General features: G+C 66.4%; 11 protein-coding genes. 9 read left to right on the top strand and 2 right to left on the bottom strand.

Translation table 11 applies throughout. The features are described 5' to 3' along the window. The first annotated feature begins 78 nt into the window (after positions 1-78). From NFE57_RS11885 to NFE57_RS11870, 4 genes are read left to right on the top strand one after another with little or no spacing between them, the layout of a single operon-like run. On the top strand, positions 79-1452 hold the full coding sequence (locus tag NFE57_RS11885; RefSeq protein WP_252135800.1) for a glycosyltransferase family 4 protein: 1374 nt from the start codon (positions 79-81) through the stop codon (positions 1450-1452). A gap of 5 nt (positions 1453-1457) precedes the next feature. Next, positions 1458-2594 carry a glycosyltransferase gene (locus NFE57_RS11880; RefSeq protein WP_252135799.1) on the top strand — a complete coding sequence of 379 codons (1137 nt, stop codon included), beginning with the start codon at positions 1458-1460 and terminating at the stop codon, positions 2592-2594. A gap of 2 nt (positions 2595-2596) precedes the next feature. Continuing rightward, positions 2597-3721, top strand: coding sequence for an acyltransferase family protein (locus NFE57_RS11875; RefSeq protein WP_252135798.1), 1125 nt, complete (start codon positions 2597-2599; stop codon positions 3719-3721). A 43-nt stretch (positions 3722-3764) separates the two neighbouring features. Then, complete coding sequence (locus tag NFE57_RS11870) at positions 3765-5108, top strand: oligosaccharide flippase family protein (RefSeq protein WP_252135797.1); 1344 nt, start codon at positions 3765-3767, stop codon at positions 5106-5108. Here the strand turns inward: NFE57_RS11870 and NFE57_RS11865 are convergent. Both NFE57_RS11865 and NFE57_RS11860 read right to left on the bottom strand, forming a co-directional pair. Beyond that, on the bottom strand, positions 5087-6643 hold the full coding sequence (locus NFE57_RS11865) for an O-antigen ligase family protein (RefSeq protein ID WP_252135796.1): 1557 nt from the start codon (positions 6641-6643) through the stop codon (positions 5087-5089). The two genes, NFE57_RS11870 and NFE57_RS11865, sit on opposite strands and share 22 nt — an antisense overlap. Positions 6644-6649: 6 nt before the next feature. Continuing rightward, positions 6650-7987 carry a glycosyltransferase family 4 protein gene (locus tag NFE57_RS11860; protein WP_252135795.1) on the bottom strand — a complete coding sequence of 446 codons (1338 nt, stop codon included), beginning with the start codon at positions 7985-7987 and terminating at the stop codon, positions 6650-6652. A 135-nt stretch (positions 7988-8122) separates the two neighbouring features. Here NFE57_RS11860 and NFE57_RS11855 point away from each other — a divergent pair, with 135 nt between their 5' ends. The 5 genes from NFE57_RS11855 (at position 8123) to NFE57_RS11835 (ending at position 16728) form a co-directional block, all read left to right on the top strand. After that, on the top strand, positions 8123-10255 hold the full coding sequence (locus NFE57_RS11855; RefSeq protein ID WP_252135794.1) for a calcium-binding protein: 2133 nt from the start codon (positions 8123-8125) through the stop codon (positions 10253-10255). 392 nt (positions 10256-10647) lie between these two features. Further along, a complete protein-coding gene (locus NFE57_RS11850) occupies positions 10648-12939 on the top strand; it encodes a TonB-dependent receptor (RefSeq protein ID WP_252135793.1) in 2292 nt (763 codons plus the stop codon). Positions 12940-12947: 8 nt separating this feature from the next. After that, complete coding sequence (locus tag NFE57_RS11845; RefSeq protein ID WP_252135792.1) at positions 12948-14654, top strand: carboxylesterase/lipase family protein; 1707 nt, start codon at positions 12948-12950, stop codon at positions 14652-14654. Beyond that, complete coding sequence (locus NFE57_RS11840) at positions 14654-15376, top strand: TetR/AcrR family transcriptional regulator (RefSeq protein WP_252135791.1); 723 nt, start codon at positions 14654-14656, stop codon at positions 15374-15376. The genes NFE57_RS11845 and NFE57_RS11840 overlap by 1 nt, the downstream gene beginning before the upstream one ends. A gap of 32 nt (positions 15377-15408) precedes the next feature. Beyond that, on the top strand, positions 15409-16728 hold the full coding sequence (locus NFE57_RS11835; protein ID WP_252135790.1) for a spinster family MFS transporter: 1320 nt from the start codon (positions 15409-15411) through the stop codon (positions 16726-16728). The last annotated feature ends 10 nt before the right edge of the window (positions 16729-16738 follow it).

Genomic DNA, 16738 nt, shown 5'->3' with positions numbered 1-16738 from the left:
TGCGCCGAATAGGGGGCGCTTCGGGGCTGCGCTATGCCGCGACAGGCGGCATTGCCGCGATCAGACGAAGGGCGGCCAATGGGTGGAGCGGTTTCCGACGGATCGGCGCGGGACGGCGCGCGGATGCGGATTTTGCTCGTCTCCGAGAACATCTCGCTGCGGCTGAGTGGGGAGACGTTGGTCCCTTATTATTACTTGATCAATCTTCTGGCGCAGGGGCACGATGTTCATGTGCTGTGCCATGCGCGCGTCCGCGACGATCTGGCGCGCGACCTGCCGTCCGATGTGTTCGCGCGGTTCCGGTTCGTCGAGGATGGTCGCGCGCAGGCATGGCTGTTCGCGGCGGGCGGCTGGTGGCCGCACCGGGTGCGCGATCTGGTGTTCAACCAGTTGATCCAGGCGTTGAGCCAGTTGCGGATGCGCAAGATCGCGCGCGCGATGGTGGCCGAGTTGGGCAAGCAGGTGGTGTTCCAGCCCGCGCCGATCGCGGCGACGGCGATCAGCACGATGTACGGGCTCGGCGTGCCCGTGGCGATCGGACCGATGAGCGGCGGGATGGATTTGCCGCCTGCTTTCCGCACGATGGATTCACTCGCCGTGCGGTTCACGATCCGTAGCGCCCGGCGCGCGGCGGGCTGGCTCCACCGGCTGATCCCCGGCAAATTGCGCGCGGCGGCGCTGATCGTCGCCAACCAGCAGACGCGCGATGCGCTGCCCCCCGGCGTCACGGGGCGGATTCACGTGCTGCGCGAAAGCGGGGTCGATCTCGAACGGTGGCGGCCCGCGCCGCGCGAGGGCGCGCCCGATCGCCCGGTGCGGTTCATCTTTTGCAGCCGCTTCGTCGACTGGAAGGGAATCGCGTTTCTCGTCCGCGCCTTTGCCCCGCTCGCGCGTGCCGGCGGGGTCCGGCTCGATCTGGTCGGCGACGGCGAATTGTTCGGCGCGGTCGCCGCGCAGATCGCGCGCGAGCGGCTCGAAGGCAGCATCATCCTGCACGGCCGCCTGCCGCTCGAAGGCTATGTCGCGCTGCTGCGCAAGGCCGATGTGTTCGTCACGCCGTCGCTGCGCGAATGCGGCGGCATGGCGATGATGGAGGCGATGGCGCTCGGGCTGCCGGTGATCGGGGTGAATTGGGGCGGCGCGGCGCATTATGCGGCGCCCGATTGCGCGCTCCTGATCGATCCCGCGTCGGAGGCGGCGTTGATTACCGGGCTGACGGCGGCGATGCGGCGGCTCGCGGCGTCGCGCAGCCTGCGGCTGCGGATGGGGCAGGCCGCGCGCCGCCATCTCGAGGAGGAGGACCTCGGCTGGGATGCCAAGGCGCGCGCGGTGGTCGCGATCCTCCGTCAGACGGTGCGCGAGGAACGGGCGCGCAATCGCGCACGCCGCACGCCGCCGGCCGAACAGCCCGCGCCGCGCCCGATGGCCGCCGTCGCCACAGGAAAGGGGTGAGCGTCATGGCTCCCGACGTCCGCCAACCGCGCACCGACATCGTCTTCTACACCCGCCAACTCCACAATGGCGGCGTCGATCGGGTGGTGTTCAACCTCGCCGAAGAGTTTCTGCGCGCCGGGATCAACCCCACGATCCTCGTCGATCTCGACAATCGCTATTCGCCGTTTCGCCCGCTGATCCCCAGAGGCGTCGATTATGTCGTGCTCGACGCGCGCGGTCCGCTGGCGCGGCTGGTCAAACTGCGCCGCTATCTCCGGCACAAGCGCCCCGCCGCGGTGATGTGCACCAGTTTCGGTTTTCCCAATCTCTACGCCGTCGTCGTGCGGCGGATCGCCGGCGTCCGCTTCCATCTGATGCTGACCGAACATTGCTTCCCCTCGGTCGATGTCGCGGCGCCCCGGCCGTGGCAGGCGCGTTTCTGGTTCTTCCCGCTCGCGCATTATCTCTATCCGTTCGCCGATTCGATCGTCGCGGTCTCGCGCGGCACCGCGAATGACCTTGCGCGGGTGATCCGCATCCCGCGCGAGCGGATCGCCGCGATCTACAACCCGATCGTCAGCGACGCGCTGATCGATCAGGCGCGCGAGACGGTCGATCATCCCTGGTTTGCGGATGCCGACACCCCGGTGGTGATCGCGGTCGGGCGGCTGGAGCCGCAGAAGAATTTCAGCCTGTTGATCCGTGCCTTCGCCGCCGTGCGCCGCACCGTCCGCTGCCGACTGCTGATTTTGGGTGACGGGTCCGAACGCGCGATGTTGAGCGCGCTCATCACCGATCTGGGGCTCGACGACGATGTCGCGATGCCCGGCTTTGCGCCCAATCCGCACGCTTATGTCGCCAAGGCGAGCGTGCTGGTGCTGTCGTCCGATTTCGAAAGCCTCGCCAATGTCGTGATCGAGGCGATGGCGGTGGGCACGCCGGTGATCGCCACCGATTGCCCCTCGGGCCCGGCCGAGGCACTCGACGGCGGGCGGTTCGGCACCCTGGTGCCGGTCGGCGACGACGCGCGATTGCGCGATGCGATGCTCGCGCTGCTCGATCGCCCGCCGCGCCCTGTCGCCCCAAGCTGGCTGGCGCAGTTCACCACCCGTCATGCGGCCGAGCGCTATCTCGAAATCCTGCTGCCGGCGGCGCAGTGACCATGGCTGCCCCCGCCTCGATTTCCGCCGGCGGTGGCGCGATCACCCAATTGACCGCGCTTCGCTATGTCGCGGCGTTTGCGGTGATGCTGTCGCATCTCGACTTCCTCGCCGCGAACACCAGCCCGGCGGTGCGCGCGACCTATACCTTGTTCTTCCATCAGGGTTTTTCGGGGGTTTCGTTCTTCTACATCCTGTCGGGCTTCATCATCAGCTATGCCTATCGCGATCGGCTGCTGGCGGGGACGATCGGCACCGGCGCCTATCTCTATCGCCGGTTGACGCGGATCGTGCCGCTCCACTGGCTGACCGCGCTGGTGTTTGCCGGCTGGCTGGCCGTTGCCGAGGCCGATCCGCCGCACCTGACGACGCTGGTGCTCAACCTCGGGCTGCTCCACGCCTGGTTTCCGGCGATGACGATCCATTATTCGCTCAACGGCCCGTCGTGGAGCCTGTCGGACGAAGCCTTTTTCTACGTCGCGTTCCTGCCGCTGGTGCGCGTGCCCGTTCGGGGATTGTGCTGGATCGCGGCGCTCGGACTGGCCGTGATCGCCGCGCTGGCGCTGGCATCGAGCCTGACTGAGACGGCCTATTCGCCGACGATCGAATGGTTCTTCTACGTCAATCCGGCGGCGCGGCTGCTCGAATTCGTGACGGGGATGCTGCTCTATCATGTCTGGCGGGCAGGGCGGGGGCGCGCGTTCGCCACCACCGCGGCCGAGGTGACGCTGATCGTCGCGGTGCCGGTCGCGATGCTGGGCTTTGCGCTGCTCGATGTGCCGATGCAGTTTCGCTATCAACTCGCCTATCTGCCGCTGATGGCCGCGCTCGTCCTGGTGTTCGCTTATGGCGGCGGCGGGGTGACGCGGATGCTGCGCACGCGGCCGCTGGTGCTGCTGGGGGAGGCGTCGTTCGCGCTCTATCTCACCCACCGCCCGATCATCACGCTGACGCACCAAGTGCTGGGCGGTCGCGCGCATGGCTGGGGCGATGTGCTGCTGTCGGCATTGCTGCTGGTGGTGTGCTCGGCGGTGTCGATCGCGGTGTTTCTGGGCTTCGAACGGCCGATCCTGCGCTGGTCGCGCCGCGCCCGGCGCGTGCCGCCGATGGGCGTGCCGGCGGTGTAGCACAGCCGCCGGACCCGTGCGGCGGCCGAACAGGGGGCGAGCGATGGCGACGACCATGCCGATGCCAGTCTGGCGACGCGCGCTGACCAGCGGCATCGGCCTCGTCACGGCGACGATCGTGGCGTCGAACGTCCTGCGGATCGTGAGCACGATCGTGCTGACGCGCGTGCTCTCCCCCGCCGATTTCGGTGTCGCGGGGCTGACGGCGGTGATCATCGGCATTTTGACGATGATGTCCGATTTCGGGTTCGGCGTGTACGTCGTCCAGCATCCGCAAGGCAATGATGCGCGGGTTCTGGATTCGATCTGGACGGTGCGGCTGCTGCGCGCCTTGGTGTTGACCTTGCTGCTGTTCGCGGGCGCGCAGCCGCTCGCCTGGCTGATCGGCAAGCCCGAGATGCGCGCGGTGATCGAGGTGATCTCGCTGCAATTCCTGATCGAGGGCTGCTCGTCGCTCGCGCCGTTTTCGGCGGTGCGCGATCAGCGGATCGGGCGGCTGAGCCTGCTCGATATCATTTCGGCGGTGGCGCAGACGCTGATCGGGATCGCGCTGGCGCTGGTGCTTCGGAATTATTGGGCGATCGTGCTGGGGGGGCTGATGGGCACCGCGATCCGATCGTGGCTCAGCTATCCGATGTTCGCCGCTTCCGGCCGGCGGTTCAATTTCGACCGGCAAAGCGCGATCGCCTTGTGGCGCTTCGGGCGCACGATCGCGAGCGCGCATACCATTCAGGTGCTGTTGTCGAACGTTGACAAGCTGGTGTTGTCGCGCGTGTTCCCGCTGTCGCAATTCGGGCTCTACACGCTGGCGTCGAACCTCGCGGCGGCGCCCTCGGCCTTTACCAGCATCTATCCCAACCGGATCTTGCTGCCCGCTTATGCCGCGGCGTGGCGCGCGGGCGAGGCCGCGCTGGCGGCGGCTTATTATCGCGACCGGCGCCGGATCATGCTGCTCTACATGGTCGCGATGGGCGGTTTCATCGCGATGGCGCCGAGCGTGATCGCCTTGCTGTACGATCCGCGTTACGCCAGCACCGCAACCTATCTGCGCTTGCTCGCTTTGGCGCCCGCGCTCGCGCTCAACAATTATGCCGCGCGCGAGGCGTTGATCGTCGCGGATCGGGTCCGCACGCTGCTGTTCGCCAATTTCGTCCGGCTCGGTTGGCTGGCGATCGGGGGCGGCGCGGGGTTTCTCGCGTTCGGGCCGATTGGGCTGGTCGCCGCGGTCGGGTTGGTCGAGCTGCCGGTGATGCTCTATTGCTGGTACGAACTGGCGCGGATCGGCGTGTTTCGGCTCAATGAGGAGATGCTGCTGCTCGCGGCGCTGGCGGGCGGGGTCGTGCTCGGGCTGATCGGGAATATGCTCTATTTCGCGATGTGGGGCTGATCGACGGAGGGTGCCCAGTCGCGCGGCGCGCGCGGTACCCATGGCTGGCGCCGGGTGTCGGTCGCGGCGCGCGGATAGCGGCTGAGCACCCCGGCCCCCATCGCCAGCAGCAGGATGAAGGTCGTCTCGTTGCGGCCGTAACTGGTGGTCGTCAGGCTGGCGATGATCGCGACCAGCGCCGCGAAACACGCCACCGCCGTGGCGCGCGCTTCGTCGGGCAGGCGCGGGATGGCGGTGAAGGTGCGCACGAGGATGGCAGCGAACATCACGAAATAGAGCACGCCGCCGATTACCCCGGCGCGCATGAAGATCGTCAGCGGCTGGTTGACGAGATCGATGATGCCCTCCCCCTGCCGCAGCGGTTCGAGCAGGGCATAGAGATCCTTGAGGCTGAGCCCCGTTGCCCAATATTGCCGCACGATCCCGAGCCCACGCGACAGCAATTCGGAGCGGTAATCGACCGACCCGGCGGCATCGTCGCTGGCGCCGATCGATGCGGCGAGCGCGGGGACGATGGTCGCCAGCAGCATGATCGCGCCGGCGGCGAGCGGCAGTGTGGCGACCAGCCTGGCGAGGGCGCCCCAGCGTCGCTCGCCGATGCAGCACGCGACCAGCCCGACCGCGACCGCGATATAGCCGATCCGCGCGAGCGTGAAGAACAGTCCGCAGCCGAGCAACAGCAGCATGGTGAGGAAGGCGCCGCGGGTCTCGATCTGCTTGCGCAGCGCGACGAGGATGACGATCAGCAACCCGAGCAGCAGCGACAGCCCGGTCGATTCGGGAAAGCTCGCACGCCCGCGCAACAGCCCGCCACGTTGCTTGACATAGCCCGAGGCGAGCTCGCGATCGGCGCCGATATGTGCGCCCATATTGTCGTAGAGCAACCAGCTATGCGCCGATTCGAAGCTCGCGATCGCAGCGATGACGCATCCCGCAACCAGTAGCGCCATCAGCAGGTCGTTGGGCACCTGCACGCGGGCAAAGGCGCGGCTGATCGCGACATAGGGCAGGCCGAGGTTGACGATCACCTGCATGAACGCGCGCATCGAGAAGGTGAGGTCGTTGCCGCGCGCGTCGATCACGAACTGTACCGCCATCATCAGCACGAACGCCATGTCCCATCTCGCCAGCCGGGTCGCGGGCGGGTGGCTGTCGTCACGGAACAGCGCGATCGCGAAACCGATCGCCAGCAGCCCGGCGAAATTGAGTTGCAGGATCGTGAGCCCCGACACCGCGAAGGTCTTGGTCATGATCGGCATCAGCGGCAGGCAGAACAGCATCAGCCGCGCGCGCAGGTCGATCGCACGCGGGGCGGGGAGCACCAGCCCGCCGTGCCCGAGCGCGGGGGCGATCGCGATCGTTGCGATCGCGGTGGCGGCGAAGGCGGGATAGACGTGGCCGTAGGTCGCGACCACCGGTAGCAGGATCGCCGCTGCCCATTGGTGCGGGCCGGTCAGCACGGCGAGCCTGCCGCCGAACAGGTGCAGCCCGCCCAGCACCAGCGCGGTCAGCACGACGATGTAGACGATCGCCATCGCGGGTCAGCCCGCATGCCGGGCGGGGAGCGCCGCCGGGTCGGGCGCGACGAGCAGATCGGGCTTCGCGCCGCCCGTGCGAATCCAGTCGTACACGCGCACGATCTGGGCGGCCTTGCGGTCCCAGGTGAACAGCGCCGCGACCCGCGCGGCGGCCGCATCGCCCAGCCGATCGAGGCGGGCCGGGTCGCGGGCGACGGCGGCCAGCGCCGCGCGCATAGTCTCGCGCAGATCGTCGGGGCCGGTGAAGGGGATCGCGATGCCGCTGTGCGGGTCGATCAACTCGGCCGGGCCGCCGTAATCGGCGACGATCGGCGCGACCCCCAGCGCCATCGCTTCGAGCACCACCCCGCCGCCGAATTCGCGCACGCTGGGGCAGGCGAGGAAATCGCAGTCGACCAGCACGTCCTGGACGCGGCGATGCGCGATTTCGCCGTGGAGCGTCACCGCGTCGCCGACGTCGAGTTCGGCGACCAGCGCGGCGATCGCCGTCCGCTCCGGCCCGTCGCCGATGATGTCGAGGTGGAGCGCGCCGGCGCGCAGCAGATCGGCAGCGGCGAGGATCAGGATGTCGGCGCATTTATAGGGCACCAGCCGCCCGACGAAGGCACCGCGTAGCGGCAGCGCGGCACGGCGTGTCCGCCGCTTGCCGAAGCGCGTGGGATCGATTGCGTTTTCGGGCAGATAGAAGCTCGCGCGGCGGGCATAAGCGGGGATTTCCGAGAGCGTGTGGCGCGATCCGGCGAAGATCGCGGCCGCATTGGCGCGCATCGAGCGATAGCCCGGCAGCAGCGTGTGGAGCCCGCGCAGCCGCGACAGGCCCTCGCGCTCGCGGTGCATCCGATCGGTGAAACCGGGGGGCCAGGGAAGGCCGCCGTTCCACGGCCCGACGACGAACGGGATGCCCAGCCGCCGCAGCCGGGGGCCGAGGATCGAGGGCGTGGTCGGGCTCATCGGGGTCAGCCGGTGGACGATGTCGAACGCACCGGCCTCGAGCGCCGGGCGGAAGCGCTGCCACGCCGCCCCCTCGAACGCGCGACAGCCGAAGGGGGCAAGCATCTGATGGATCGTCCAGCCGCGATTATCGCTCGCGCCGACCATCGCGGCGAGACGCTGGAGCCGCCGCACCAGCCGCTCGGTATCGATCGTGGTGAAATCCGGGCCCTCGCGCCAGCCCTGCCGGGCGATCGCGTCGGCGTTGCGGCTGTGGGTCACCAGATGGACGTCGGCGTGGCGGGCGAGTGCGTCGCTGAGGCTCCATCCGATCAGCGGCACGCTGACCATCTCGGGATGCGCGACCTCGGCAAGGAGGAGAATGCGATGGCGCGGCGTATAACAATGCATCTTATCTCCAATTGATGTGAATCAAGTTGGACATTTCAATAAAAGTATAGATACAATTGGAGATAACTAAAGTATCTCATAAGTAATAAATAACGACAGTCTTTCCTGTAATCATTTATTCATGGGGAAGTGTTCGTGGGTATTTTTTCATCGATGGCCGCCCCGTTGCCCCGGCTGACGACGGCTGCCTTGCTGTTGCTCCCAGTGGCGCTGGCGAGTTGTGGTGCGCGATCGGATGCCTCCCCCGATCAGGATGCGGGCCGAACCACGCCGTCGCCATCCCCCGCAGCGTCGCCGCACGGCGTGATGGTCGGGACCAATCTCGACGGGATCAGCTATTGGAACACCGGGCTGCCGACGCTCGATCTGATGAAATCGGCGGGGCGCTGGCTGCCGCAACGCGAGGGCGAATACGATACCGGCGAACCGCTCGCGCTCGATGCGCAGGGGTGGGTCGAACGCGTCGCACCGCCCACGGGCACGCAGCGCTACGATTCGGTGCTGGTCACGGTGCTGCACGACAATCCGGCCGCGCCCCCCGCGATGCGCTACGTCGTGCTGTACGATGGGCGCGGCAGCATCGGTGCGGTCGCGGTCGATGGCGCGCGGACGCTCGACGACACGCCGGGGCGGCTCGAGGTCGTCTCGGGCAAGGGCGGGAGCCTGTATCTACGGATCGCCGCAAGCGCGGACGGCACGCCCGCCGACATTCGCAACATCCGCGTCGTGCGCGCCGATCTGCTGCCGCTCTATCAGGCGGGGCTCAGCTTCAACCCGGCGTTCCTCGCGAAGATCGGCGATTTCCGCGTGCTGCGCTTCATGGACTGGATGAACACCAATGCGGTGCTCAATCGATCGGGCGTGCCGCTGACGGGTGAGGCGATCGACACCGCGCCGCTGCTGACATGGGCCGATCGCCCCAAACCCGGTGACATGCGCTGGGGCGACGGCAGCAGGGGCGTGCCGGTCGAGGCGATGGTCGAACTCGCCAACCGCGTCGGGGCGGAGCCGTGGTTCAACATGCCGGTCAACGCCGATGACGATTATGTCCGCCGGTTCGCGCTCTATGTGCGCGATCATCTGCGCCCCGACCTGCGCGTCCATGTCGAATTTTCCAACGAGGTGTGGAACACGATTTTCCCGCAGGCGCGCTATGCCGCCGCGCAGGCGCACAAGCGGCTCGGTGCCGATGGCAATTGGATGGAATGGTACGGGATACGCGCGGCGGAGGTCGGCCGGATCTGGAACGCGGCGTTCGGTGAACCCGTGGTGCACCAGCCCGATCCGGGCCGGGTGCTGATCGTCTACAACACCCAGTTCGCATGGAAGGGGCTCGAAGCGAGCGGGCTCGATAGCGTCCATTGGCGCGACGCATCGGGTGCGCGGCTGCGCGCCAGCGACTATTTCGACGATTATGCCGTCACCGGTTATTACGACGGCGCGATGAACACCGATGCGGCGGCGCCGACGGTCGAATCGTGGTGGCGCGATGCCGATGGCGGCTATGCCCGCGCGATCGCGGCGCTGCGTGATCGGATCGGGCGCGTCAACGCGCCGCTCTATCGCTATCACGCCGGCGAGGCGGCCAAACGCGGGCTCCGGCTGGTCACGTATGAAAGCGGTTTCGGCGAATATACGCCGCCCTCGCGCCATCAGCAGCAGGCCTATACCGATTTCCTCGCCAGGCTTCAGCGCCGGCCTGAAATCTACGATCTGGAAATGGCCAATTACCAGGCGTTCACGGCTGCCGGGGGGGCGCTTTACATGAATTTCGGGATCATCGGCACGCCCTCGAAATGGGGGAATTGGTCGGCGCTGGAGCGCGTCGACCAGCCCAATTCGCCGCGCTATCGGGCGCTCACTACCTGGCTTGCCGCCAACCCGCCCGCGCCCGATCGCGCGCGCGCCTTCGCCAATGCCGCCATCCGTCTTGGGGGTGACGGCGGCGAGACGATCGCCGCCAGCGCGCACGGCGATGATGTGCTGGTCGGCGGCGCGGGGCCGGACCGGTTCGTGCCTGCGGGTGGGGCGAACACGCGGATCGAGGGTGGTGCGGGGAGCGATGTGCTGATGCTGTCGGCGGCGCGCGATCGCTATCGGTTCGAGCGTGGCGGCGATGGGGCGGTTCGCGTGTCCGGCCCCGATGGAACGCAGATCGTGACCGGGGTCGAACAGGTGAGCTTTGCACGCGGAACACCGGTCTCGCTTGCCGCGCAGGCCGCGCAATCGCCGTCGATCGGTGCGCGCTTTTCTTCCCGATCCGATTGATCATGCCGTCATTGTCCGCGCCCTGCGGCAAGTTCGTGCAACCCGAATGAGCACTTGTCCCGGCCCCGGCACCGGCTTCGCTGTCTGCGTAAGCGCTAAGACGTCAGGGCCGCCAAAACGGACGATCTGAATGGCTTTCATAGCCCCAGATTTCGCGCACGGGGGCGATGCGGCAAGTCGCAATCCCGCATCGCCGCTATGCTGCGATGATAATCGCCGGCCTGCCCCACCCTCGGCGGGATGATCCGGAGAGATCGGCATGACGACGCACCTCGATAGTCCAATATTGACTGTCTCGTATGTCAGTATTGACTCTGCGGCAGGAAGAATGTCATCCTCGCCCCGGATCGCAGGACAGCGCCATCAAGGCGCGACGGCGACAAGGAGGGGACATGAACCGATTAGCTTGCACGTCATCGCTGGTTGCTCTGATGGTCGCGGCGACACCTGCCACCGCGCAGACCAGTTCTGTGCCGGACGACGCCAATAGTCCTGTGAACAGTACCGGGCAGCGCGCCGATGTGGCTGCCGTCCCCGGCGATATCGTGGTTACCGCGACGCGGCGTAGCGAGCGGCTTCAGGATGTGCCGCTTAGCGTTACCGCCTTTTCGCAGGCTGAACTGACCGAAAAAGGTATCGTCGGTTTCGAAGGAATCGCGCGCCAGACGCCAGGCGTCGTGCTCAACCAGGCGAGCGACAACAACGTCCGGATCACCGCGCGCGGCATTTCCACCAACGGCTGGGGCGCCGGGCTTCAGACCACCACCACCATCTATCTCGACGAGCTGCCGCTGAGCACGATCGGCAACACCGTGACGCTCAACCCCAATTTGTACGATGTCGAGCGGGTCGAGTTTCTTCGCGGGCCGCAGGGCACGCTGTTCGGGTCGGGCTCGCTCTCCGGCGCGCTGCGCATCCTGACCAAAAGCCCCGATCTGACGGGCTACGATTCCTCGGCGCTGATCGATATCGGGGTGACGCCCGATGGTGGCGGGGTGCGACAACGCTATAACGGTATGGTCAATGTGCCGCTGGTGCACGACACGCTGGGGCTGCGCGTCGTCGGTTATTATCGGAACGAAGAGGGCTATGTCGACAATCTCGGAACCGGGATCAAGAACGCCAATACGCTCAAGGACTGGGGTGGCCGTGCGACCTTGCTGTGGAGGCCGACCGATCGGCTGAGTGTCCGGTTGCTGGGCTCGTATGAGAAAAGCGAGCCGCAGGATTCGTCGCTGACATCACCCGAACTGGGCGATCGCAAGCGTTATAGCACGATCCCCGATCGCTACACGTCGATCACCCAGATCTATAACGGGACGATCGAATATCAGTTCGACGGCGCGCGCCTGACCAGTTCGTCGACCTATTCGGTGGGTGACGGCGATTTCGACGTCGATCTCGCGGGCACGTTCGCGCTCGCCATCCCCTTCTATCTCGACGACGATTATCGGCAGAAAACGTTCGTCCAGGAAACGCGCATCGCCTCCGATGGGGGTGGCAAATTCGATTGGGTCGTCGGGGGATTCTACCTGCATCGTGACCTTGATCTTCACGGGCGAAACCTGTCGGATGCCACGTTCCTCGACGCGGCCGGTCTCACCGGGTTGCCGGATGCGGCGTTCGGCCAGTTCGGCAGCAACACGCGGACCTATGAACTCGCCGGATTTGGCGAACTCACTTATCATTTGACCGACAAGGTCTCGCTGACCGGGGGGCTGCGCTACGGCAAATACGGCGCCACCGTCGATACCTATGCCGGCTTCAGCACATTGTATTTCGCCTATGTACTGGGCGGGTTTTCCGGGCCGCTCGATCTGACGCCGACAGCCGCGGCGTCGACGCGTTTTCCATCGGCGGCCAAGGCGTCATGGAAGGGAAGCGTCACCTACAAGCCTTCGAGCGACCTGACGACTTATGCCAGCGTCTCCACCGGCTATCGCACGCCTGTCTACAATGCGCGCGCGGGCGTGCCGAGCACGGTCGATCCGAACGACCTCATCATTCCGGCGGGTGCGGGGTCGGACAATCTCACCAATTACGAAATCGGCGTGAAGGGGCGCTGGCTCGACGGCAAGCTGAGTGCGAACCTCGCGGCCTATTATATCGACTGGCGCAATATTCAGGTGCAGGCCAACCGGCCTTCGGATTCGGTTCAGTTCGCCACCAATGTCGGTCGCGCCGCCAGCATGGGGCTCGAGGGCGAGATCACGCTCGCGCCGGTCCGCGGGCTGGTCCTCGGGCTCAACGGATCGATCAACAAGGCCAAGGTAACCGAATTGACCGCCGAGGAAGCGGTGATCTCGGGCGCGGTGGATAACGCCCGGCTCGCGTCGCCGCACCTGCAGGGCGCGCTGTTCGGTACCTATAGCTACGATCTGCCCGGCGGGGCCAAGGGTTTCAGCGGTTTCCAGGTCGAGCATGTCGGCTCGTTCCCGAACGGCTTCCCCAACAAACCCGGAACGCAGGGGATTCCCAGCCCATTGTTCGGCACCACCGACACCTATACGTACATCAATCTGCAAACCGGTGTCACGATCGGTAAATTCGCCACGACCTTCTACATGGAGAATGTCGGCAACAGCCGCGCGACGACGTACATCCATCCCGAAGCCTTTGTGTTCAGCCGCTACGCGATCGTACGGCCGCGTACCTTTGGCGTGCGGATTGGATATAATCTGTGAGCCGGGCGATGGGAAAGGCGCGGGGGCAGGCCGCTTGTGGCTGGGGCGCGATCGCCTGTGTCGGCCTGCTGGCCGCACCCGTTGCGGCGCAGGATGCGGGGCCGCGCGTCCAGATCCATCAGGGCGCGTTGCAAGGGGCGGCTGCGAGCGGCACCGGGATCGCGGCTTATAAGGGCATTCCTTATGCCGAGCCCCCGACCGGCGATCGACGATGGCAGCCGCCGGCAGCCGCCGCGGGGTGGCAGGGGGTGCGCGACGCGACCGCATTCGGCCATTCCTGCCTCCAGCCGCCGGCGGCGCCGACCAGCGTCTATGCCGGGGCAAGCGCGCCGCCGAGCGAGGACTGCCTGACGCTCAACGTGTGGACACCCGCAGGTGCGCGCAAGCTGCCCGTCATGGTCTGGATCCACGGCGGTGCGTTGACGGGCGGCAGCAGTTCCGAGCCGATGTATGACGGCGCCGGCCTTGCGCAGCGCGGCATCGTCGTCGTCTCGATCAATTATCGGCTGGGGGTGATGGGCTATCTGGCGCATCCGGCGCTGAGCGCCGAATCGTCACAGCATCTGTCGGGCAATTACGGGCTGCTCGACCAGATCGAGGCCTTGCGCTGGGTGCGCGATAATATTGCGGCGTTCGGGGGCGATCCCGAGCAGGTGACGATTGCGGGGGAATCGGCCGGCGCGCTGAGCGCGATCGCATTGCTCGCGAGCCCGCTTGCGCGCGGCCTGTTCGGCAAGGCGATCCTCCAGAGCGGGTATATGCCGTCGTATCGTGCGCTGCACGAGGAGACCTTGGGTCTGCCCTCGGCCGAGGCGGCGGGCGTCGCGCTGGCCGATGTGGCAGGGTTGGCGGATGCTGCGGCACTTCGCGCAGCCGATCCCGGCACCTTGTTCAAAGCCGGGCTCGCGACCGGGTGGCAGCCCGAGCCGGTGATCGACGGCGTCGCGCTGACGCAGCAACTCGCCGATAGTTTTGCGCGCGGGGAGCAGGCGCGCGTGCCGGTGCTCGCCGGGTTCAACGAAGGCGAGATCCGGTCGCTCCGGATGCTGATGCCCAAGGCGCCCGAGAGCAGGACGGCGTATGTCGCCGATGTGCGGCGTCGCTTCGGTGTCGGGGCCGATGCCTATCTCAAGGTCTATCCGGGCAATGATCCGAGCGCCGACGTGATGGCCTCGGTCCGCGACGGCCTGTACGGCTGGGCTGCGCAATATGTCGTGCGCCAGCAGGCCGCCGCGGGCGAGAAGGCCTATCTCTATTATTTCCGGCACAGCAATGCTGCGCAGCATGCGCGCGATCTGGCCGCCTTCCATGCGAGCGAATTGCCCTATCTCTTCGGTCATGACGGTGCATCGGGGGCGCTGGGGCCGAACTGGCCGCGACCGCCGGTGACGCGCGCGGAGGCGCGGCTCTCGGATGCGATGATGGGCTATTGGACGTCGTTCGTGAAAACCGGCGTCCCGGTGGCGACAGGTGAGCCCGATTGGCCCCGCTTCACGGCGAAACAGCGTGGCTATCTCGACATCGACGAGCGTCCGGTGGCGCAGCGCGATCTCCACACCGCGGCGTTCGATTGGGCCGATGCGTTGGTCGCGGAACGGCGGGAGCAGGGCCGCGCGTCGCGGCTCAACATTGGATTTTCGGCCTTCCCCTCGCTTCCGGTGAGCGAGCAGAGTGGCGTTGACGTTCCCAGCCCGAAGCGGCAGCCGGAGAAATGATGAATACCACTGATTCCAAGTCGATGCAGGTGCCGGCATCGAAGCGCCCCCAAGCCCGCAACCACAAGGCCCGCGTCCGCGAAGCGTCGATCGAGCGTATCCTCGATGCCGCCGAGCAATTGTTCGCAGAATTCGGCTATCACGGGGTCACGCTCAAGGATGTCGCTGCGCGGATCGGCGTCAGCTCGACGCTGATCCACTATCATTTCAACGGCAAGGAAAGCATCTACGAGGCGATCTGGGCGCGCAAGGCGCCGGTTTCGGTCCACAACCGGCTCGAGGCGATGCGGCTCTATGCCGAGACGGTGGGTGATGACGCGATCACCGTCGAAGGGGCGCTGCATGCGTGGATCGACGCCGATCTCAACGTCCAGATCGAAGACCCCGAGACATGGGCCGCGTTCGGCAAGATCGCCGCACAGGCCAACAGCGCTGCCGGATGGGGCGCCGAGAAGATGACCAATTACTTCAACCCCGTCGTGCTGGCGCTGATCGACCTGCTCAAGAAAGCGATGCCCGATTGTGACGAGCAGACGATCTTCTGGGCGTACCATTTCGTGTCGGGGGCGATGACGCACAATATGTCGCGCACCGGCCGGCTCGACGAATTGTCGCATGGCCTGTGCTCGTCGGACGATTTCGTGTCGATCAAACGGCATATGGCGACCTTCATGGCCGCCGGCATCGAAGCGATCTGCCGCCCTTCGGACAGTAAGCGATAGGCGATCTCTACCCCATCGAGGTGCATGACAGCATGGCGACCGATCAGACATCGATGCGGATTTCCGGCGCGCGAAGTGAGCGTTACGCATTTGCGGTGCTGGCGCTGCTGTGCTTCGTCTACGTGCTCAATTTCCTCGATCGGCAATTGCTGTCGATCCTCGCCAAGCCGATCCAGGACGATCTGGGGGTCAGCGACGGGCAACTCGGGCTGCTGGGCGGGCTCTATTTTGCGATGTTCTACTGCATCCTTGCGGTGCCGGTGGCGTGGCTTGCCGATCGCAGCAACCGGGTGCGCGTGCTGACGATCGCCTGTGCCTTGTGGAGCGCAGCGACGATCGCCTGCGGCATGGCGCACACCTATCCCCAACTCGCGATTGCGCGGATGAGTGTCGGTATTGGCGAGGCGGGCGGTGTGCCGCCGTCCTATGCGATCATCTCGGATTATTTCCCGGCATCGCGCCGGGGCACGGCGCTGGGTCTGTTCAATCTTGGCCCACCGATCGGGCAGGCCTTGGGAGTGGCATTCGGTGCCAAGATCGCCGCGGCCTATGACTGGCGTTTGGCTTTCCTCCTGCTCGGCGGTGCCGGGCTGGTCGCGGCCGCGGCGGTATGGGGGTTTATCCGCGAGCCGAAGCGCGGTGCCACCGATGTGCCCGTGCAGGCCGCCGCCATGACCGAGGATGCGGGCGAGGAACTGAGTTTCTGGGCGACGATGCGGATGTTCGCGCGGCGACCGACGCTTACCCTCGTCTCGCTTGCAGCGGGCGCCACCCAGTTCGTTACCTATGGGACGATGGGGTTCACGACGCTGTTCCTGATGCGCGAAAAGGCGATGACGCTCGACGAGATCGCGATCTGGTACGCGCTGGTGCTCGGGGTCGGGGTCAGCGCCGGCATTTTCCTGTCGGGGCGGTTGACCGATCGCTTCGCGGCGCGCTCGCCGCAGGTGTTCGGCTTGTTGCCGGGGATCGCGCTGGCGCTGGCGGTGCCTTTCTTCATCGCCTTCGTCCATGCACCGACCTGGCCGGTCGCGCTCGCCTTCCTCGCGGTGCCGACCTTCCTCAACTATTTCTACCTGACGCCCGCGGTGACGCTGGTGCAGAATTCGGTTCCCGCGCGGCAGCGGACACTGGCCGGCGCGGTGCTGCTGCTGGTGATGAATTTGATCGGCCTTGGCCTGGGCCCAACGTGGGTGGGGGCGGTGAGCGACTGGCTGCGGCCCGCCTATCCCAGCCATTCGCTCCAGCTCGCTTTTTACAGTCTGGTGCCGTTCTACCTGATCGCGATCGTTCTCCATTTCGCGCTGGCACGCCGGCTCAAGCGCGATCGCGCCCTTTCCACCCAATCATGACTGAACCATC

This window comes from Hephaestia sp. MAHUQ-44 (assembly GCF_023806085.1).
GTDB lineage: Bacteria > Pseudomonadota > Alphaproteobacteria > Sphingomonadales > Sphingomonadaceae > Sphingomonas.
This window is presented reverse-complemented; position numbering and strand designations above follow the sequence as displayed.